A 20,123-nucleotide genomic window follows, 5' to 3' on the forward strand; every position below is an offset into this window, starting at 1 on the left:
GAGGTTCGACATGGCTGAGCAGTACCCCCGGGGCCAGGCCGGTCCCGCTGCACCCCCGCCCGCACCGGAGCACCGCGTCAACGTGGTCACCCTCGGCGGGGTGGTGTTCGCCGCGTGCGTGCTGGGCCTCGTCGGCTCGTACCACGTCATCGCGGGGCTCTCCGCGATCCTGAGCGACAACTACTACGAGACGCAGAACAATTACTCCTACGACTTCGACGTCAACACCAGGGGCTGGGTCGAGATGCTCACCGGCGTCGTGGTGCTCGCCGCGGCGCTGAGCCTCTTCTCCGGCCGCACATGGGCCCGTGTCGTCGGCATCGTGATCGCGGGGCTGAGCGCGATGGAGCACTTCTTCTTCACGCCGTACCACCCCGTGTGGTCGGCCCTCATCATCCTGCTCGACGTCCTGGTGATCTGGTCCCTCGCCACGTACGGCCATCGCGAGGCGCACAAGGCGTACGGGGCACCCATGTGAGCCACGAAGGACCCGCGGCGGCGTGAAATCACCCGCCAGGGAGGAGGGCGGCGGCCCCGCGATCCGGTGCGATGTCGTGGTGAACGCATACAGAGGCCCCGACATCGTGGGCACGCTGCTGATCGTGCCGCGCATGGTGCTCAGGGCCGCGGGCGTCGGTCTCGACGCGGTCGTACGGGAAGTGCTCGCCGCCGTCGTGCGGCGCATCGAACTCGACGACGTGGTGTCCCGGGTCGATGTGGACCGGGTCGTCGAGCGGGTCGACGTGGACCGGGTCGTGGAGCGCGTCAACGTGGACCGGATCGTGTCCCGCGTCGACGTGAACCGGGTCGTGCGGCGCGTCGACGTGGACCGGGTCGTGGACCGGGTCGACGTCGACGCCATCGCGCGGCGCCTCGACATCGACGCCGTGATCGCCCGGATCGACCTCGTCACCCTGGTCGTCGACGTCCTGGCGGAGATCGATGTGCAGCACATCGCCAGGGAGGCGGGCAGCGGCATGACGCGCGAGACCGTCGAGGCCGTGCGGGAGCGCGGCATCCGGGCCGACCGGCTGGTCGGCCAGCTCGCCGACCGGCTCCTTCGCCGCGCGGGCGACGAGCGGGCCGGAGCGCCCCGGCCACCGTACGTACGGCCGGTGTGAACGGCGGCGGGGGGATGGCGGGTCCGGGGGAGCCGTGGCAGGCCCAGGGCCGTGCGGCCGGACTCGTCTCGCGCCTCCTCGCCGCCGGAATCGACGCGCTGGTGGTGACACTGCTCGGCGTCCTCCTGCATCTGGGGGCGTCCGCCGCCGTCCTGGTGGTGACCGGCCCACCGTTCGAAGTCCTCGACCCGCCCTCCTGGGTCACGGCCACCTGCGGCACCGCGATCGCCCTCGGCTACGCGGCGGGCAGCTGGGTCACGACCGGGCGCACGGCGGGGGACCAGGTGATGGGCCTGCGGGTGCGGAGCGCCCGTTCGGGGCGGCTGCTCGGGGTGGTGCCCGCGGTGCTGCGGGCCGCGCTCTGCCTCGTCCTCCCGGCGGGCCTGCTGTGGATTCCGCTGAGCCGCCGGTGCGCGTCCGTCCAGGACCTCGTGGTGCGGAGCACGGTGGTCTACGACTGGACGCCCCGCAACCCGGGCGTCTCCGCGTACCGCACCAGCCGTCCGGGTGCCTCGTCGTACCGCAGGAGCACTGCTCGCACTCGCACCCAGCCGCCGGAAGAAGAGCCCTAGGGCCAGAGGCCCTAACCCGCCCCGGCGGCCCGCGTCGTGGCTACGTTCGGGGCGGTGCCGCCGGGCAGCAGCGTCGCGGCGCCGAGCCCGACCAGGCCCAGCGCGGCGAGGGTGATCATCGCGGCGGCGTAGGCGTGGGTCGGGTCGGCCACGAGGATGGTGCCCGCGATGGCGGTGCCCACCGAGGAGCCCAGGTTCGAGACGCTGCGGGACAGGCCGGAGATCTCGCCCTGCTCGTCCTCGGCGAAGCTCGACTGGACGATGTTGACCGACGGGGTCAGCATCACGCCGAGGCCCACTCCGATGAGGAACAGCCCGGGGGCTGAGGCCCAGGCGCTGGCGGTGCCGCCGCTCATGGCGAGCAGCACGACGACGCCGCCCAGGGTGAGGACGAACCCGGCCATGATGAGCGTCCGCTGGGCCCTGCGCTTGGCGAAGCGTTCGGCGGCCAGGGACGAGGCGAGCAGGCCCACCGTGGCCGCCGTGAAGATCACGCCGGTCTCGATGGCGTTGTAGCCGCGGACGACCTGGAGATACGCGGCGACCACGAACGACGTCCCCATCAGGACGAGCCACTGCACGTGCTGGGTGATCAGGCCCAGGTTGGAGGTGCGGTTGCGGAAGAGGTCCGCCGACAGGAGCGGTTCCTTGCCCGCCGCCTCCATGGCGCGCGCCGAGCGGAAGAACCACAGGAGGATCAGCGCCCCGGCTGCGAGGAGCCCGGCGGCCAGCCAGCCGTTGTCGTCGACGGCGAGGATGCCGGTGACCAGGACGATGAGGCCGACGGCGCTCAGCACCGAGCCGCGGATGTCGAAGGGCGCGGTCGGATCAGCGGGCAGCGGGTCGGGCACGCGACGGCTCAGCACGAGGATGAACCCGACGATCAGGGCCTGGAACACGAACGCCGCACGCCAGCTGATCGCGGTGGTGATGAGGCCGCCGATCAGCGGTCCCGCGGCCGCCCCGATGCCGCCCATCGCCATGATGGCGCCGAAGGCCTTGGCCCGCGAGGTCAGCTCGGTGAAGAGCAGCGTGGCGAGGATGTACACGGGCGGGATCAGCAGGGCCGTACCGACGCCCTCCAGGATGGAGTTGCCGATGATGAGCACGCCGAGGCCGGGGGCGAATGCGCTGAGCAGCGCGCCGACGCCGTACACGGCAAGGCCCATCCGGAAGCAGCGCTTGCGGCCGTAGCGTTCGGTGAGCTTGCCGCCCGGGATCATCAGCGCCGCCATCACCAGGAGGAAGATCGTGATGGCGGTCTGGACGCCCTGCACGGTGGTGTCCAGGTCGTCGCTGATGTCGTTGATCATCACGTTCATGTTGGAGCCCGCGAAGCTGCAGATGAACTGGGCGAGCGCCAGCGGGAGCAGGACGTGGCGCGGTCCGGTGGTGGTGGGCCCCGGCGGGGCGGTGTGGTCGGCCATGGGTGCCGCCGGTCAGGTGCCGCTGTCGGCGGTGACGGCGAACACGTGGGTGCCCCAGGGCCCGAGGGCGACGTAGAGACCGGGGTCGTGCAGCTCGTCGCCGGAGCGTTCGTGGCGCGAGCCGTCCAGGAGGTCGGTCAGCTGGACGGCGCGGCCGCCAAGCTCGGGCCAGGGCAGCCGGATCCTGGCCTGCGCGGGCTGCCCGGAGTGGTTCACGGCCACGGCGAACCGCCCGTGGGCGCCGGTCCAGCTCCAGGCGAGCAGCGAGCGGTGGCTGGGGTTGTCGGGCCATCCCTCGCTGTCGAGCGGACGCCAACTGCCGCCGCGCATCCCGCTCTTGTGGACGGCGGCGAGCAGCCGCTCGTGGAAGGAGCGCAGCGCGGTGTCGGGCTCCTCGTCGGGGCGCCGGTCCAGGAAGACGGGCAGCTGGGTGCGGCGCCCGGTGAACTGGCCCTCGTGCCACAGCGTCGCCCCGGGCAGCGTCGCGATGGTGACGGCCGCCGCGCGCTCCTTGTCCGCGGGCAGCGTCCGTGCGGCCCTCGGCTCGTCGTGGTTCTCCAGGAACCGTACGAGACGGCGCTGGTAGTCCACCGGCGCCTGCAGGTGCTGCCGGACGGACTCCGCGTCCTCGTGCACGATGCGGTCGTAGAGCCGCTTGTCGTAGCAGAAGTCGAACCCCTGCTGCTGCAGCGCCCATTCGAGGTCCCAGTACGCCTCGGCGACGAAGACCATGCCGGGGTGCCGGCGCCTGACCTCGCCGAGCACGGTGGGCCAGAACTCCTGCTGGGGCGGCGGCCCGGCGTACTGCCCCCAGGTGCGGGCGAAGACGTCGTTCATCAGCAGCATCGCCATGTCGCAGCGCACTCCGTCGCAGACACCGCCGATGTCGCTGAGGACCTGTGCGGTGGCGGCACGCAGCGCGGGCGCGAAGGCGTCGAGCTGTACGACGTCCGGCCACGGCGGGAAGAAGGGATCACGGCCGCGCGCGTACACCTCCGACCCGGTGCCGAGGAACGCGGCGGGGTCGCGCCGGAGGTCCTCCGCCGTGCCCCGCACGAAGTACTCGGGGTGCTCCGCCACCCAGGGGCTGTCGGGCGCGACGTGGTTCGGCACGTAGTCGAGGAGCAGCCCGACGCCACGGCGGTCGAGCTCGGCGCGGGCCACGGCGAGCCCCTCGGCGCCGCCGAGCGCCGCGTCGGCCTCGTAGCGGCGGATGCAGTAGGGCGACCCCGCGATCTCGTCGTCGGCGATGTCCGGCACCGCCCGGGCGAAGGCGTCCCGCAGCGACGCGTCGCGCAGGGCGATGGAGCGGCCCTGCGGACTCCGCTCCCAGACCCCCATGAGCCAGACGGCGTCGACGCCGTGCGGGGTGATCCGGTCCCAGGCGTCCTTGGGCACGTCGGCGAGGCCGGTGTGCGGGCCGGTGCGCTGCTGGAGCTCGCGCAGCCACACGCGGGTGTTCACTTCGTGCACGACGGGTTGTGCGGGCAGCCCGGTCATGAGGTCTCCTCCCCGGGGTCGGCCAGGAAGTCCTGGGGCCGGAGGGTCCCGAAGATCATCATCAGGGGGGCCACGAGGCCGGTCCAGCCGGTCTGGTGGGCGGCGCCGATCCCGGCGCCGTTGTCCCCGTGGAAGTACTCGTAGAACGAGATCAGGTCGCGCCAGTGCGGGTCGCTCTGGAACTTCTCCTGGCCGCCGTAGACGGGCCTGCGCCCGTCGGGGCCGCGCAGGAACGTCGAGCCGAGCCTGCGGGAGATTTCCTCGGCCACTTCGTAGAGGGTCATCCGCACCCCGGAGCCGGAGGGGCACTCCACGGTGAGGTCCTCGCCGTAGAAGCCGTACAGGTTGAGCAGGGCCCGGATGACGAGGGCGTTCACCGGGAACCACACGGGGCCGCGCCAGTTGGAGTTGCCGCCGAACATCCCGGAGTCGGACTCGGCGGGCACGTAACCGACCTGGTGCTGCTGGCCGTCGACCCAGAAGGTGTAGGGGTGCTCGGCGTGGTGGCGGGAGAGCGCGCGGATGCCGTGGGGGCCGAGGAACTCGTCCTCGGACAGCAGGCGTTCGAGCACCCTGAGGAGCTTCTTCTCGTCCATCACCGACAGCAGCCGCGGCCCGCCGGCCGAGCCTGCCGCGGCGGTGGCGAGGGTGGCGGAGAGCGAGGGGTGGCGGGTCGCGAAGCGGTGCAGCCGCTCGCGAAGGCCGGACACCTTCGCGAGCTGGGAGGGCCGGAAGACGGTCGACGCGCACAGCGGAAGGAGTCCGACCATGGAGCGCACCTTGAGCCGGACCGCCTGGCCGTCCGGCAGCCGCAGGACGTCGTAGAAGAAGCCGTCCTCCTCGTCCCACATCCCGTCGTCGAGGTCGCCGACGCGGTCCATGGCGGCGGAGATCCACAGATAGTGCTCGACGAACTTCAGCACCAGGTCCTCGTACGCGGGGTTGTGCTCGACGAGTTCCAGGGCGATCTGCAGCATGGCCTGGCAGTACAGGGCCATCCATGCGGTCCCGTCGGCCTGTTCGAGCTGGCCGCCGGTCGGCAGGGGCGCGCTGCGGTCGAAGACGCCGATGTTGTCGAGGCCGAGGAAGCCGCCCTGGAAGACGTTGCGCTCGGTCGGGTCCTTGCGGTTCACCCACCAGGTGAAGTTCGTCAGGAGCTTCTGGAAGGTGCGCTCCAGGAACTCCCGGTCGCCGTGGCCCGTGGTGCCCTGCTCCATCGTGTAGACGAAGTACGCGGCCCAGGCGTGCACCGGCGGGTTGACGTCGCTGAAGTTCCATTCGTACGCGGGCAGTTGCCCGTTGGGGTGCAGATAGGCGTCCCGGGTGAGCAGCTCCAGCTGCTCCTTGGCGAACCGGACGTCCACCATCGACAGGGCGATGGCGTGGAAGGCCAGGTCCCAGGCGGCGAACCAGGGGTACTCCCACTTGTCCGGCATGGAGATGATGTCGTCGCTGACCATGTGGAACCACTCGCGGTTGCGGGTGTCGCCCCGCGGCAGGCTCCACGGGGCCAGGCCGTGCTCGGCCAGCCAGGTCTCCAGGTCGAAGTAGTAGTACTGCTTGCTCCACAGCATCCCGGCGAACGCCTGCCGCATCACGCGCCGTTCGTCGTCGCCCGCGCTCTCCGGCGCGAGACCGTCGTAGAAGGCGTCCGCTTCGGCGATCCGCGTGGCGAAGACGGAGTCGAAGTCGCGGTCGAGCGAGAGCTGCGAGCCGGTGGGGGCGAGCCGCATCCGCAGGGTCGTCGAGCCGCCCGCGGGCAGGGTGAGCGTCCAGTGGGCGGCCGCCTTGGTGCCTTCCTGCGCCGGGTTGACGGCTTCGATCTCCCCGTCCACGACATGGCGGCCGATGCCGTCCTTGGCGTACGGGGACGCGCTGGGCGAGCCGAAGAGCCGCTCGTTGTTGGTCTCGTTCTCGGTGAAGAGGAGCGGCACCGAGGCGCCGAAACGCAGGTCGTAGCTGCCGAGTTCGTGGTGCGCGGCGGTGACGGCCACCGTGCCGCGGGGGCTGCCGCCCACACTGATCCGGGGCTTGTCGGTGCCCCCTGCGCCCTCGTCTCCCACGGCGCTCTCGGACCACGACCAGGTGTTGCGGAACCACAGGGTCGGCAGCACGTGCACGGTGGCCTCGTCGGGCCCGCGGTTGTCGACGGTGACGCGGACGAGGATGTCGTCGTGGGCGGCCTTGGCGTACTCGACGCTCACGTCGAAGTAGCGGTCGTCGGCGAAGAGGCCGGTGTCCATGAGTTCGTACTCGAAGTCGCCGCGCCCGCGCTGCTGGTTGGTGCCCACGAGGTCGTTGTAGGGGTACTCGGCCTGCGGGTACTTGTACAGGTAGCGCATGTAGGAGTGGCTCGGGGTGCTGTCGAGGTAGAAGTAGTACTCCTTGACGTCCTCGCCGTGGTTGCCCTCGCCGTTGGTGAGGCCGAAGGCGCGCTCCTTGAGGATGGGATCGCGGCCGTTCCACAGCGCGAGGGCGAAGCAGAGGCGCTGCTTCTCGTCGCAGATGCCGCCGAGACCGTCCTCGCCCCAGCGGTAGGCCCGGGACCGGGCGTGGTCGTGCGGGAAGTACGACCACGCGTCACCGTTGTCGCTGTAGTCCTCGCGGACCGTGCCCCACTGGCGCTCGCTCAGGTAGGGGCCCCAGAGCCGCGACCGGCCTTCCTCGTCGCCCTGCGGACCGATCTGCCCGGTGCTCGTGCGTGTGCTCATGGGTTCCCTCCCTGCGGCGAGGTGACCTGGGCAGCGTCAGTCTCCGTGGCGGGCCCGTCCCCGGCCTCACCTGCGGTGGGTGAGGCATCCTTGCCGGTTTCGGCCTCGCTCGGCCGGGCCTCGCCACGGGCGAGCAGGGTGATCCCCGCCTCGTACGCGAACAGCAGCAGCGCCACCACGAGCAGCGCCGTCCACGAGGCGAGCAGCAGGGCGACCAGGGCCGCCACGACGAGCCCGCCGACCCGCAGCACATCGGCGTGGGTGCGGATCCACTGCCGCGCCCCCGCACCCGTGCCGCGGTGCGCGGTCCGCGCGACGAACCCGCCGAAGGCCCTGCCTCCCTTGGCGACGGTGCGGCGCAGCCACACGGGCAGCCTGCCCGGCCCGACGAGATAGGCGATCAGCGCGATGGCGACACCGATCCACAGGAGCTGGGCGCCACGCTCGCGCAGCTGCTCGAACACGGTCCACAGCACGTCGCGCACCCCCTCCCGGTAGGCGCCCGGCTGCACCTGGTTCAGGAGCTGGTCCCGCACCGCCCGCAACACGCTGGTCAGGACGGTGACCGCCACCACCAGCCACAGACCGAACTGGAGGACGGTGCGCCGCCGGTTCGGGGAGACCCAGAGCGCGAGGGCGAGCAGGACGGGTACGGCGATGACCAGACCCCACACCGCCCGCTTGAACAGCAGCACGGCGTCCTGCACCTGGCCCAGCTCGTGGCGGTCGTAGAGCCGCACCTGACCGAAGTCGTCCGGCAGCGACACGTTCAGCGCCTTCTCGATGCGGGCGTGCAGGTCGGGCGGTATCTCGCCGGAGGTGATGCGCGGCAGGTCGATCTGCTTGCCGAAGAGCGTGGGGAGCCGGTCCTCCAGGGTGTTGAGGACGTTGTTGACCATGGGGAGCAGATTGAGCGTGACCGTGTCGCCCTCGGCCCGCACGTTCTTGTTGCGGTCCTCCAGGATCGAGACGATCCGCCCGTGCGCGGAGCGGTTGGTGGCGTTCCACAGTTTCTGGAACTCGTCGGTGGCGAGCAGTTTCGAGATCGAGGTGCGCACGTAGTCGTGCACCGCCCCGGTCACCGGCGCGGCGAGGAACGACGCCCGTTCGGGCAGGGTCTCCGTGAGCCGCTGCTCCACGTCGAGCTGGTCGAAGACCTGCTCCGTGAGGTAGGCGGACACGGCCTTGTTCACCGCGGGGTGGCTCGGCAGGTCCTCCACCGTGTCGACCCACCGGTCGGTGCTGAGCGTCGTGCGCGCGCCCCACACTCCGATGACCGAGGTCACCGTGAGGACGGCCGCCAGCGCGATCAGTACGGCGGCGGTCACGCGCCGGACCACCAGGAGCCGGGCCGTTCTGCTCCGGCGGGTCCCGGCGCGGGCCCGTAGGTCCGCGACCTCCGCGCGCAGCCGCGCCAGTTCCTCATCGGCACCGGGGGCGGTGGTGGTCGTGCGGTCGTCCGCAGCTTCTTCGTGGGCCATGGCGTCGCACCTCCGGCGCCCACTGTCGGGCAGGGGCGCGGCGCGACCTTCACCTGTGATGGGTGACGTGGGGCGGGGCCCGGCGCGGCCTGATGAGAGCGAACCGTCGATTTTCGAGGAAGGGAGTCTCGATGGGCACCATCGGGCCCATACAACTGCTGACGGTCGAGTTCGGTCCCTCCGCCAAGTTCGAGGGCCGGGTCATCGAAGAGTTGATCATCCTGGAGTCGAACGGGCAGATCCGCGTGCTCGACATGCTCTTCGTGCAGAAGGAGATCGACGGACGGCTGATCGCCCTCGACTACCAGGCCGAGGACATGGGCGACACCGTCGCCGCGCTGCTCGGCATCCCCCGCGAGAGCATGCGGGGGGCGGAAGAGCTCGCTCCGTCCGTGTCCGAAGGCAACGCCTTCGGTCTCACCCGTGCCGAGATCAGGGAGACGGCCCAGGAACTGGAGCCGGGCACCGCCGCGGCGTTCATCCTCTTCGAGCACGTGTGGGCGAAGTACCTGAGGGCCGCCATCCGCAATGCCGGTGGCGTCCCCGTGGCCGAGGGGTTCCTCACCGAGGAGGCGCTCCTGCCCATCGCGGCGGAGCTCGTCGCCGCGGCGGACCAGCGGGGCGATCCCGTCTCCTCCCGGGACCACACGGCGCACGCACCGGAGACGTCCGCGGAAGAAGCGGAGACGTCCGCGAAAGAACCGGAGAACAGGAACAAGAACAAGACCAGGATCAGGAGGAAATGATGGCCGATCTAGTCGTGCTCGGCTTCACGGACAAGGACAAGGCCGAAGCGGTCCTGCGGCTCAGCAAGGAGCTGTCGCGCCAGGAACTGCTCGACCTGGAGGACGCCGCACTCGCCTGGCGGACCATGGACGGCAAGGTCCATGTGCGCCAGAGCTACAGCCTCACCGGGGCCGGTGCGGCGGGCGGGGCCCTGTGGGGGACGCTGTTCGGCCTGCTCTTCCTGATGCCGGTGTTCGGTGCCGCGGTCGGCGCCGCCACGGGCGCGGTCGCCGGAAAGCTCTCCGACATCGGGGTGAACGACGCCTTCGTGAAGGAGGTCGCGAACACGCTGGAGCCCGGCAAGGCCGCGGTCTTCGCGCTCGTCCGCCGCTCCACGCCGGACCGGGTACGAGAGGCGCTACGCCCCTTCAACCCCGTCGTCCTGCGTACCTCTCTCACCAAGGACCGTGAGGAGGAACTCATCGAGGCGCTCCAGGCCAAGTGAGCCCGGTGTCCGGCGCCGTGCCCGTTCTCCTGCAGGAGAACGGGCACGCGCCGGGCGCACGGAATTTCACCCGGGTGAGATGGCACCCCCTGAGGGTGCCGTTCCACCTGCCGGTCCCAGACTCGTCTTCCCAGCACCACCCGACCCGAGGGGGAGGTGCCGTCGATGGACGAACGCCTGGGGGAACTGCTTGACGAAAGCGTCTTCGCACCCGAAGCAACCGTGCCGGAACCTCGCACGGCCGTGCCCGAGCCCCGCACGGCCCTGCCCGACCTGCCCGGGTGGCTCGTGCCACGCCCCCGGCTCGCCGAGAGGCTCTCGCGCGGTGTGCTCGGGCCGCTCACCGTTGTCGTGGGGCCGGTGGGTGCGGGTAAGTCCGCACTCGCCACGGAGTGGCTGCACACCGGCCGCGCACCCGGTCCCGTGGCCTGTGTGCGGTGCGAGGGGCGCGAGGAGCGGCCGGACGTGTTCTGGCCGCGGATCCTCGCCGCGCTGTACGACGCCGGAGTGGAGCTTCCCGAGTTCGACGACGTGCCCGTCAATGAACTGCTCGTCGCACGCCTGGCCGCGCAACTCGCACTGCGCGGGACACCGGTCGTGCTGGTGCTCGACGACTTCCAGCCGGAGCCGGGCTCACCGGTGGCCGAGGGCGTCGTCAGCCTCCTGAGACACACCTCGTCCATGCTGCGCGTGGTCGTGTTCTCGCGCCGGGACCCGCCGCTGCACCTGCACCGCTACCGGCTCTCCCGCGAACTCACCGAACTGCGCACCGCCGACCTGGCGTTCACCGACGCGGAGACCGCGTCCCTGCTCTCCCAGCACGGCCTGGACGTCGCCCGCCACGTGGTCCGGGCGCTGCGGCGGCGCACCGCGGGCTGGGCGGCGGGCATCCGCCTTGCCGCGATGTCGATGCAGGGACAGCTCCATCCCGACCAGTTCATCGCCCGGTTCGCGGGCGACGACGAGGCGATCGTGACGTACCTGGTCGAGGAGGTGCTCGACGCGCAGTCCCCGGAGATGCGCCATCTGCTGCTGACGACCAGCGTCCTGGAGCACGTGAACGCGGAGCTGGCCAACGAGGTCGCCGGGGCCGCGGCGGGGCGGTACTTCGCCACGCTCGTACGGCAGAACTCCTTCCTGCAGCCCCTGGGGCAGGGGTGGTTCCGCTGCCACCGGATGTTCGCCGACGTGCTCCAGCTGAGGCTCCAGCACGAGCTGCCGGGCAGCGTCGCCGGTGTGCACCGGCGGGCCGCCGCCTGGCTGGCCGAACACGGGTGCCTCGCGGCGGCGGTGGGCCACGCCCTCGCGGCGGACGACTGGTACTACGCCAGCCGTCTGGTGGTCGAACAGCTCGGGATCGGACAGCTCCTGGGCCTCACGGCGACGCGGCTGCCGGACATTCTGGGCCCGTGGGCCCCCGCGGAGGTGCGGACGGACGAGCCCGAACCCGTGCTCGTCGCCGCCGCCGTGCAGCACGCGGACGCCGAAGCGGTCGCGGGCACGCTGGAGGAGGCGGCCCGGCTCATCGACCGGCTGCCGGACGGCGGGGGCGACCGGGCGCTCAGGTGCCGGCTCACCCATGCGGTGATCCGGATGGCGGCGGAGCACTCCAGGGACCTCGGCGCCGCGCGGGCCGCGGCCGCCGAGGCCAAGGCGCTGTGCGCACGGCTGCCCGTGCACCCGCTGGCCGAGCGGCCGGAGATCAAGGCGCTGACGCTGTTCGTGCTGGGCCGCGCGGAGTTGCGCGCGGGTGACCTGAAGGGGGCCGAGCCCCTCCTCACGAGCGGCCTCAAGGCCGCGGGGGCCACCGAGAACGGCGCCCTGCGCCGGGGCTGCCTGGTGGAGCTCGCCCTGCTCGAAGCGCTCCGCGGACGCTTCCGGGCGGCCGGTGAGTTCGCCACGCTCGCGACCCGGCCGCCCCTGCCCACCTGGACCGCGCGGGACAGCTCCAACGCCACGCTCCTTGTCGTACGCGCATGGGTCGGCCTCGCACGCGGCGAACCGGCAGTGGCACGCTGCGAGTTGGGGCACGTGCGGGCCGCGCTCCACGCGCTGCCCGACCCCTTCACCACGGGGGTCGCGACGCTGGTCGGACGGCTGGTCAACATCGCCGAGCAGGGGTTGCCCGCGGCGCCCGAGTCACTCGTGGGCACCGTCGGCCCGTGGCTGCCGCCGACGCTGCGCCAGCCCCTGGTGCGGGCCTGCGCGGCCACGCTCGACACGCCCCGTGCCAGGACGCACCACACCGCCCCCGCCGACGGCGGCCACGGCACGGCCGACGCCCCGGTCGAACGGCTCACCGCGCGGGAGGAGGACGTGCTGGGGCGGCTGTCGCAGATGATGACCACCGAGGAGATCGCGGAGGACCTCTATCTCTCGGTCAACACGGTGAAGACCCACCTGAAGAGCGTCTACCGCAAGCTCTCCGTGTCCCGCCGATCGGCGGCGGTCCGGCGGGCGCGGGAACTCCAGCTGCTCTGACAGGCATCAGAGGAGGCCCAGTTCGCGTGCCCGGTGCAGCGCCTGGGCGCGGGAACCCACGCCGAGTTTGCGGTACACGGAGCGGGTCTGGCTCCGGACGGTGTTGAGGGAGACGTGCAGGTTGTCGGCGATCCCGCGCAACGGCACGTTCTCCTGCAGCGCCCGCAGCACGACGAGTTCACGTCGCGTGAGCGGCACGGTGAGCGGCTGGGCCAAGGGCGCGGTGCGGAGCGAGGCGGGGGGCGAGGTGGAGGGCGAGGCGGGGGGCGAGGCGGGGGGTGCTGCTCCGGGCAGTGCCGCCAGGGTCGCCGACGCCTCGTCCACCAGCACCATCGCGGTGCGTGCGTCTCCGGCCGTCGCGGCGATCTCGACGAGCACCCCGGCCAGCCACACGAGGCAGGCGGTCTCGACGGCGTCCGTGCCGCCCGAAGCGTGCCGGGACGCACACAGGGCCCTGCGCAGCCGGGCCCTGCGGCCCAGGGCCGACGGCCGTACCGTCGGCGCCCGGCCGTCGTGGACCACGGGATGGGGGAACGCTGTCACCGCGGGCATGTCCGCACCTTCCTGCAGGCAGGCAGCACATACCCAACGTGACCGTTCTCCGCGGCTTCGGGAAGGGTCCGGACCGCCTATCCAGAAGGCTTTTCGGCCCTAGTGGGCGGGGGCAGACCGCGTACCTCCAGGAGTTCGAGCCCCAACGCCTGGATGCGGTCGAGAATGCCGTACAGCGCACTCTGGTCGATACCGCCCCCGTACATGACGGTCTCTGCGGGACGCAGCGTGACCGTGAGTTCGGTGAAGGCCGACCGGAGGCCTTCGCCGAGTGTGCCGCGCACCCGGATCTCGAACCTGCCGCCCTCGGGGAGCGGTTCGGATCGCCCGGAGCCCGCGCCCGGCTGAGCGGTGCCCATGGCATCACCTCCTGCGGTTCCTGCCCGTGCGGCCATTCTTCCGGGCCTGCCACGGGCGGCCTCACCCCGGCCAGGTGACTGTGTTCGCGACCGGCCCCGCATCTCGCCTGCCGTGGGTGAACCGCTCGGGGGCGGGCGGGGCGACGCTCCAACCCCACCGGAAGGGGAGGGAGCGGTCATGGCTGAACAGGCCCGGCCCGAGGAGCCCGCCGCAGGGCGGCTCGCGGTCACCACCGTGGTGTTCTCCGTGTGCGTACTGACGATCGTCGGCAGCTATCACGCCATCGCGGGGTTCGCGGCGATCATCGACGACGCGTTCTTCGTGGAGCTGGACGACTACCCCTACGCACTCGACGTCACGGCCTGGGGCTGGCTCCACCTGATCATGGGCATGATCGTCCTGGCCGCCGCGCTCACCCTGCTCAGCGGGCACCTGTGGTCGCGGGCCGTGGGTGTCGTGGTCGCGGCGCTGAGCGCCCTGGAGTGCTTCTTCTTCGTGCCGTTCTACCCGGTGTGGTGCGTCGTCATGATCGCGCTGGACGTGCTGGTGATCTGGTCCCTGGTCCGGTACGCGCGTCCCGTGTCCGACAAGCTCCTGGGCGTGGACGAGCCGTCCCGGTGAGGCGCCGCGGTGCTCGACGGCGCTTCCGCTGTGCTTCAACGACGCTCAACGGCGCTGACCGCGCCCCAGCGCCAGCCTGCCGACGTGCCGCCAGTCGAGCATCGGGCGCTCCCGGCGCACGCCCGGCCGGTGGCGCGGCACGAGCACCCGCAGCGCCAGCGGCCGCACCTCGCAGTGCACGGGGACCCGCAGCGACACGGCCTCGCCGTCGACGCCGACCTGGATCCGTTCCTGGTCGGCGTCGACCACCACGTGCGCAGCCGTCGCCCGTACGAGACCGGCGGCACGCCGTCCGCGCAGCAGCCCGGCGGCCTGGGCGGCGCTCGTCACCCTGACCCCGACACAGCCCAGCTCCCCGCCGTCCATCCGGGACCTGCGGCCGAGACCCGCGATGTCCCCTGTCCCGTAAGGGTTGTTGCTGACGAGCAGGGCCTGCGGCTCGACGAACTCCGTGTGACCGGCGCGCGCCGAGAGCCGTGGCCCTTCGTGGCCCGCCAGCATGTCGGGCAGCAGCCGCAGCGCCGTACGCGTCTTGTCGTCCCGGTACGCGGGGCTCGCCACGACCTCGGCATAGGCGCCGAACGAGACGTTGTTGACGAAGGGGAGACCGCCCGCGCTGCCGAGGTCGACGTGCAGCTCCACGCCGTCGCGCAGCGCGTCGAGCGCCTTCGACGGATCGTCCCGGTCAAGACCCAGGTCGAGGGCGAAGTGGTTGCGGGTGCCTGCCGGGATCACCAGGAAGGGCAGGCCGAGCGCGGCGGCGACCTCGGCGACCTGCGCCTGCGTCCCGTCGCCGCCCGCGACCCCGAGCAGGTCGGCGCCCTCGGCCGCGGCCTTGCGGGCCATGTCGGCCACGTCGCTCCCGTCGCGCCACTCCAGGAGCAGCACCTCGGCGCCGAGACCCTGCGCACGCTCCCGCAGTTCGAACCGGCGGACCTTCCCGCCGCCCGACCGCGGATTCATGATCAGTACGGGGCGGCGCACGGGCGGCGCCGGATGCTCGGGCATCGGGGCGGGACCCTCGCCCCGTACGAGCGCCGCACGGCCCGTGGCGACCGCCACCAGCCACAGGGCGACCGCCAGGACGGCGACCCAGGTCAGATGGGCGCGGGTGTACGCGACGAGAACCCACACGGGCGCCCCGAGCGTCAGCACCACGGCAAGCACCCGCAGGGTGCCCTCCTTGGCCAGGCTCCACCACAGTCCGGCCGCCACGAGCACCAGGCCGACGAGGCCGACGGCAAGGAGCCCGATGGTCCGCGCACCGGCGAACACACCCAGGGCCAGCCCCGCGACGAGGATCGATGCCAAGGACGCACGCGCCAGCCAACGGCGCTGCGCCAGCGTCGGATTCATGGCGCCACGGTGCAGGGCGCGGACGGGCACCACCTCACACCTGCGGGGTGACGCCGGGGCGGAGCACTGGACCGAGGATCGGTGCCGTCCCCAGTATCGGCCGTGTCAGAGAGGGGCGGGCCATGACCGAGGGCCGGCACGTACAGCCCACCCCGCAGGAGTGCGCCGCGCGCGGCAGGACCGCACGGACCACGGTGCCGCGCTCCGCCCACGCCGAATTCGCCCCGGCACCGGACCGGCCCGACCCGGTCGAGGTGATTGAGCGTCAGTCGGCGCGCAGGCTCCAGGAGTTGGTGCCGATCAGGTACGGGCGGATGCTCGAATCGCCGTTCCGCTTCTACCGGGGAGCCGCCGCCCTGATGGCGATGGACCTGGCGACGACGGCGTCGAGCGGCATCGTCACCCAGCTGTGCGGAGACGCGCACATGCTGAACTTCCGGCTGCTGGCCTCGCCGGAGCGCCACCTCATGTTCGACGTCAACGACTTCGACGAGACGCTGCCAGGACCCTGGGAGTGGGACGTCAAGCGGCTGTCGGCCAGCCTCGTCATCGCGGGCCGCGCCAACGGCTTCAGCACACCGGAGCGGGCCCGCGTGGTCCGCGACACGGTGCGCTCCTACCGGGAGGCGATGCGCGGCTTCGCCCGCATGCGCCACCTCGATGTCTGGTACGCCCGGATCGACGCCGACGACCTGTACCGCAGGCTCGCCGGGGAGCTGCGCCCCCGCGCCCAGCGCCGGCTGTCGCGCACCCTCGCCAAGGCCAAGGGCCGCGACCACCTCCAGTCCCTGGACAAGCTCGTCCACCGGGTCGGGGACGACCTGCGGATCGCGCCCGACGCACCGCTCGTGATGCCGCTCTCCGATCTCCTCCCGGAGGTCGAACGGTCCGAGCTTGAGCAGCAGTTGAGGGAGCTGGTCACCCGCTACAGCCTGACGCTCTCCGCCGACCGGCGCGCGCTCCTCGCGCAGTACCGGGTGGTCGACATGGCCCGCAAGGTGGTCGGCGTCGGCAGTGTCGGCACCCGCTGCTGGGTGCTCCTGCTCCTCGGGCGGGACACCGGCGACCCGCTGTTCCTCCAGGCCAAGGAGGCCGAGGAGTCGTCGCTCGCGCCGTACTGCGAGGCCAGCGCCTATGCGAACCAGGGGGAACGCGTCGTGTCCGGGCAGCGCCTGATGCAGGCCACCAGCGACATGTTCCTCGGCTGGGAGCGGGTGTCCGGCCTCGACGGGCGGGAACGGGACTTCTACATCCGGCAGTTGCGCGACTGGAAGGCCATCCCCAAGGCCGAGGGCATGACGCCGAAGGTCATGCGGATGTTCGGGCGGCTGGCCGGGGCGACCCTGGCACGCGCCCACGCCCGCTCCGGGGACCGCATCGCCATAGCGGCGTACCTGGGCGCCTCCGACCGGTTCGACCGTGCCCTCGCGGAGTTCGCCGAGCGCTACGCGGACCAGAACGAGCGCGACCACCGTGCCTTGGCCGACGCGGTGGTCCGCGGCCGGGTCACTGTGTCGTCGACGTTGGCGGCGTCGTCGGCGCCGTCGGCGTGACACCGTCCGACGGCACCGCCGGGATCCGCAGCACGCGCCGCACCGGCTCCTCCTGGGCGAAAACCTGGCCGAGGGCGATGCCCAGCGCGACGATCGTGAAGAAGAGGATCAGCCACGACAGGAGCGTGAAGACCGAGCCGAGCGGCCCGTACCGCTCCACACTGCGCTGCAGCGCCATGGGCAGCCACAACGTGGCGACTTGAGAGAACCCGACCACACCCGCCCCGGCCAGCAGGGCGCCCGGCAGCAGCGGGCGCCACGGCACGCGCCCGGCGAGCAGCAGATGCTGCGTCCACCACCACATCAGCACCGCACCGACGGCCTGCAGCGGAATGCCCAGGACCGGACCCGCGCCGAACCCGTCGTGCATCAGGCCCTGGAAGAACAGGGCGGTCAGCCAGACGAAGAGCCAGAGACCCCAGCGCCAGAGCAGGATCCGCACGCCCGACGGCGGCAGGTGCCAGCAGCGTTCGCAGAGCCGCTGCAGGGCCCTGGACAGGGCGGTGGCGGACAGCAGCGCGACGAGCACGCTCACCGCTCCCCAGCTGTGCATGGCCTGCGGCTCGCCCGCGTACACCTCGTCGAGCATTGCAGCCTGGGCGCCGCCCGAACCGAACAAGGACCCCATCGACCTGCGGAGTTCGTGCCGCCAGCCGGGCGGGCAGAAGGACGCGACCGCGATGAGCATCGGCAGCGCGGCGAGGAAGGTCTGCGCCGCGAGCCGGGTGGCGAGATCCAGGATGTTCACGGCCGCGAGCTGCCGGACGACACGGGCCGCCAGCGGCCGGGCGCGCACGGCGGTCAGCATGACGGTGCCCCCTCGCAGCTGTGACGCCAAGCCCTCTCCTGACCACTCTGGCGCCGCGCGGGCCCCGGCACGTCGCCCACTACGGGCGACACCCGGCCGGTTCGCCCTGCATGGGTGATACGGCCCCGGGCGGCGCCGCCGAAGGTGGTCCCCATCGGACCGACGGAAGGGTTGCCGTGGACGACTACCCGGTGTTTGACGTCTTCCTCACCATGCTTTTCTTCTTCTTGTGGGTGATGTGGTTCGCCATCGTGATCCACATCGTCGTGGACATCTTCCGCAACGAAGACCTCAACGGCGTGCGCAAGGCCCTGTGGCTGCTGCTCGTGCTCGTCCTGCCCCTGCTCGGCGTGCTCCTCTACGTCATCTCCCAGGGCTCCGGGATGGGGCGGCGCAACCAGGCCACCCGGATGTCGGCCTTCGGCAACCACCCCGCGGGGTCGTCGGCGGTCGCCAGTGCGGGGGAGCTGGAGCGGCTCGCGGAGCTGCACCGGAGCGGGGCGCTCACGGAGGCGGAGTACACCCGTGCCAAGCACCAGGCACTGCCCATGTAACTGCCCATGGAGGAGCGGCGCCGTCACCGGTCGTCACCGGTCTCGGAACGCGGCGACGGCGGCCTCCAGAGTGGGGAACAGATGCCGCGCGTCGATGGTGCGCGTCAGCTCGTACCGCTCGATCTTGCGTCGTACCGGGTCCTTCAGCTCCGCGAAGACGAGATGCACTCCGCGGGCGTTGAGGGACTCGTCGAGCGCCTCCAGTACGTCGGCCGCGGTGGTGTCCACGTCGGTCATCGGCTCGGCCGCGATCACGATCCAGACCGGCGCCGGATCCGACCGCGAGAGCCGCGTCACCTCGTCGCGGAAGGTCTTGGCGTTGGCGAAGATCAACGGGGCGTCGAAGCGGTAGATGACAAGACCGGGAATCTGCTCGGCATCGGGGTAGGAGCGGACGTCGTGATAGCCCGGGAGGCCCTCGACCCGGCCGAGCACCGTCCCGTACGGCCACCAGACCCGACGGAAGACGTTCAGCACGGACAGCCCCACGGCCACCGCGATCCCCTGCAGCACACCGATCAGCGCGACCCCGAGGAACGCCGCGACGCACAGCAGGAACTCGATCCTGCGCTGCCGCCACAGCCGCACCGTGCCCGGGACGTCGGCCAGCGAGAGCGACGCGGTGATGACGACGGCCGCCAGCGCGGGCTGGGGCAGATGCCGGAACAGCCCCGGCACCAGGACGAGCATCAGCACGATCAGCGCCGCCCCGACCACACCGGTCAGCTGGGTACGCGCCCCGGCCCGCTCCGCCACCGCCGTACGCGACCCGCTCGTACTGACCGGAAAGCCCTGGAAGAGCCCGGCGGCCAGGTTCGCCGCGCCCACGCCCGCCATCTCCTGGTTGCCGCGCACTTCCTGACCCGTACGGGACGCGAACGCCGACGCGTTGGAGATCGTGTCGGCGAGGGAGACGACGGCGATGCCCAGGGCACCGGCGAGCAGCGGACCGAAGTCGTCGGACGTGACGTGCGGCAGCGTCAACGGCGGAAAGCCCTCAGGCAGCACACCGACGAGGGCGACTCCATGCTCCCCCAGATCGAACACGACCACCGTGCCGATCGCCAGGACCACCATGACGAGCACGGCGGGCACCCGCGGCAGCCACCGCTGCAGCGCCAGGATCAGTACGATCCCGCCGCACCCGATCGCGACGGCCGAGGCGACCGCCTTCCCGTCCGCGAGCCCCTCGGCCACGGCCGCGCACTCGTCGATCAGCCCGTCGGCATCCACCTTGAACCCGAGGAGCTTCGGCAGCTGGCCGATCAGGATGGTGACGGCCAGGCCGTTCATGTAGCCGATCATCGTGGGCTTGGAGATCAGCTCGGCGACGTAACCGAGGCGCGCCATCGACGCGAGGATCATGATGGCCGCGACCATGAGCGACAGCATCGACGCCAGGGCGACGGCACGGTCGGGATCGCCGTCGGCGGCGACGAGCGGCAGCACCGTCGCCGCGATCATCGGACCGAGCGAGGAGTCGGGCCCGAGCACCAGGATCCGCGAGGGCCCGCACACCGCATAGCCGAGCAGACACAGGATGGACGTGTAGAGCCCGGTGATGGCGGGCAGCCCGGCGAGTTCGGCGTACGCCATGCCCTGCGGCACGAGGAGCGTGGTGAGCACGATCCCCGCGACGATGTCCTTCGTCAGCCACTCACGCCGGTACGTCGTGACCGCGCGGACCCCGGGCACGCCCTGAACCGCCGAGGCCAGCCGCCCGATCCGCCCCGCACCGCCGCGCTCGGTCGCCGTCATGGGTGTCCTCCCGCCGAATCCGCCCAGGGTCGGCCGA

At 71.8% G+C, this 20,123-nt stretch carries 18 protein-coding genes; 9 read left to right on the top strand and 9 right to left on the bottom strand.

Going from position 1 to position 20,123, the window contains the following annotated elements; all coding sequences use genetic code 11:
- The first annotated feature begins 10 nt into the window (after window positions 1-10).
- The 3 genes from ABZV77_RS26245 to ABZV77_RS26255 all read left to right on the top strand — a co-directional run bounded on the left by ABZV77_RS26245 (window position 11) and on the right by ABZV77_RS26255 (window position 1,693).
- Window positions 11-478 carry a hypothetical protein gene (locus ABZV77_RS26245; RefSeq protein ID WP_356261418.1) on the top strand — a complete coding sequence of 156 codons (468 nt, stop codon included), beginning with the start codon at window positions 11-13 and terminating at the stop codon, window positions 476-478.
- Window positions 479-557: 79 nt separating this feature from the next.
- A complete protein-coding gene (locus tag ABZV77_RS26250; protein WP_356261420.1) occupies window positions 558-1,121 on the top strand; it encodes a hypothetical protein in 564 nt (187 codons plus the stop codon).
- Between the two features lie 14 nt (window positions 1,122-1,135).
- Entirely contained in the window at window positions 1,136-1,693 is a 558-nt protein-coding gene (locus ABZV77_RS26255) for an RDD family protein (protein WP_356261422.1), read from the top strand.
- 11 nt (window positions 1,694-1,704) lie between these two features.
- Here ABZV77_RS26255 and ABZV77_RS26260 read toward each other — a convergent pair whose 3' ends face one another.
- Genes ABZV77_RS26260 through ABZV77_RS26275 form a run of 4 tightly spaced genes read right to left on the bottom strand, consistent with a single transcriptional unit; the run spans window position 1,705 to window position 8,812 of the window.
- Window positions 1,705-3,120 (bottom strand): MFS transporter, encoded by a 1,416-nt coding sequence (locus tag ABZV77_RS26260; protein ID WP_356261425.1) that lies wholly within the window; start codon window positions 3,118-3,120, stop codon window positions 1,705-1,707.
- A gap of 12 nt (window positions 3,121-3,132) precedes the next feature.
- Window positions 3,133-4,620, bottom strand: coding sequence for an alpha-amylase (locus ABZV77_RS26265; protein WP_356261428.1), 1,488 nt, complete (start codon window positions 4,618-4,620; stop codon window positions 3,133-3,135).
- Entirely contained in the window at window positions 4,617-7,331 is a 2,715-nt protein-coding gene (locus ABZV77_RS26270; protein WP_356261431.1) for a glucosidase, read from the bottom strand. Before ABZV77_RS26270 ends, ABZV77_RS26265 begins: the two co-directional genes overlap by 4 nt.
- Window positions 7,328-8,812, bottom strand: coding sequence for a hypothetical protein (locus ABZV77_RS26275; RefSeq protein ID WP_356261434.1), 1,485 nt, complete (start codon window positions 8,810-8,812; stop codon window positions 7,328-7,330). Before ABZV77_RS26275 ends, ABZV77_RS26270 begins: the two co-directional genes overlap by 4 nt.
- A 131-nt stretch (window positions 8,813-8,943) precedes the next feature.
- Between ABZV77_RS26275 and ABZV77_RS26280 the strand changes: the two genes are divergently transcribed.
- From ABZV77_RS26280 to ABZV77_RS26290, 3 genes are all read left to right on the top strand, one after another.
- Window positions 8,944-9,558, top strand: coding sequence for a DUF1269 domain-containing protein (locus ABZV77_RS26280; protein WP_356261437.1), 615 nt, complete (start codon window positions 8,944-8,946; stop codon window positions 9,556-9,558).
- On the top strand, window positions 9,558-10,043 hold the full coding sequence (locus ABZV77_RS26285; protein WP_356261439.1) for a DUF1269 domain-containing protein: 486 nt from the start codon (window positions 9,558-9,560) through the stop codon (window positions 10,041-10,043). Before ABZV77_RS26280 ends, ABZV77_RS26285 begins: the two co-directional genes overlap by 1 nt.
- A 165-nt stretch (window positions 10,044-10,208) precedes the next feature.
- Window positions 10,209-12,524, top strand: coding sequence for a LuxR C-terminal-related transcriptional regulator (locus ABZV77_RS26290; RefSeq protein WP_356261442.1), 2,316 nt, complete (start codon window positions 10,209-10,211; stop codon window positions 12,522-12,524).
- 6 nt (window positions 12,525-12,530) lie between these two features.
- On the opposite strand, the gene ABZV77_RS26295 is transcribed toward ABZV77_RS26290, so the two are convergent.
- Both ABZV77_RS26295 and ABZV77_RS26300 read right to left on the bottom strand, forming a co-directional pair.
- Entirely contained in the window at window positions 12,531-13,076 is a 546-nt protein-coding gene (locus ABZV77_RS26295; protein ID WP_356261444.1) for a LuxR C-terminal-related transcriptional regulator, read from the bottom strand.
- Window positions 13,077-13,153: 77 nt separating this feature from the next.
- Entirely contained in the window at window positions 13,154-13,435 is a 282-nt protein-coding gene (locus tag ABZV77_RS26300; protein WP_055565477.1) for a hypothetical protein, read from the bottom strand.
- Window positions 13,436-13,613: 178 nt separating this feature from the next.
- Here ABZV77_RS26300 and ABZV77_RS26305 point away from each other — a divergent pair, with 178 nt between their 5' ends.
- Entirely contained in the window at window positions 13,614-14,057 is a 444-nt protein-coding gene (locus tag ABZV77_RS26305; protein WP_356261447.1) for a hypothetical protein, read from the top strand.
- A gap of 45 nt (window positions 14,058-14,102) precedes the next feature.
- Here the strand turns inward: ABZV77_RS26305 and ABZV77_RS26310 are convergent, their stop codons facing one another.
- On the bottom strand, window positions 14,103-15,413 hold the full coding sequence (locus ABZV77_RS26310) for a diacylglycerol kinase family protein (protein ID WP_356261450.1): 1,311 nt from the start codon (window positions 15,411-15,413) through the stop codon (window positions 14,103-14,105).
- A 122-nt stretch (window positions 15,414-15,535) separates the two neighbouring features.
- Between ABZV77_RS26310 and ABZV77_RS26315 the strand changes: the two genes are divergently transcribed.
- Window positions 15,536-16,966: a DUF2252 domain-containing protein gene (locus ABZV77_RS26315; RefSeq protein WP_356261453.1), complete on the top strand. Its 1,431-nt coding sequence runs from the start codon at window positions 15,536-15,538 to the stop codon at window positions 16,964-16,966.
- On the opposite strand, the gene ABZV77_RS26320 is transcribed toward ABZV77_RS26315, so the two are convergent.
- Window positions 16,920-17,804 carry a YhjD/YihY/BrkB family envelope integrity protein gene (locus ABZV77_RS26320; protein ID WP_356261456.1) on the bottom strand — a complete coding sequence of 295 codons (885 nt, stop codon included), beginning with the start codon at window positions 17,802-17,804 and terminating at the stop codon, window positions 16,920-16,922. The genes ABZV77_RS26315 and ABZV77_RS26320 overlap by 47 nt on opposite strands.
- 146 nt (window positions 17,805-17,950) lie before the next feature.
- On the opposite strand from ABZV77_RS26320, the gene ABZV77_RS26325 reads away from it, so the two are divergent.
- Window positions 17,951-18,328: an SHOCT domain-containing protein gene (locus tag ABZV77_RS26325; protein WP_356261458.1), complete on the top strand. Its 378-nt coding sequence runs from the start codon at window positions 17,951-17,953 to the stop codon at window positions 18,326-18,328.
- 33 nt (window positions 18,329-18,361) lie between these two features.
- Here ABZV77_RS26325 and sulP read toward each other — a convergent pair whose 3' ends face one another.
- Window positions 18,362-20,086: a sulfate permease gene (gene sulP / locus ABZV77_RS26330; protein ID WP_356261461.1), complete on the bottom strand. Its 1,725-nt coding sequence runs from the start codon at window positions 20,084-20,086 to the stop codon at window positions 18,362-18,364.
- Between the last annotated feature and the right edge of the window lie 37 nt (window positions 20,087-20,123).

Origin of the sequence: Streptomyces sp. NPDC004732 (assembly GCF_040609235.1) — a bacterium.
GTDB lineage: Bacteria > Actinomycetota > Actinomycetes > Streptomycetales > Streptomycetaceae > Streptomyces.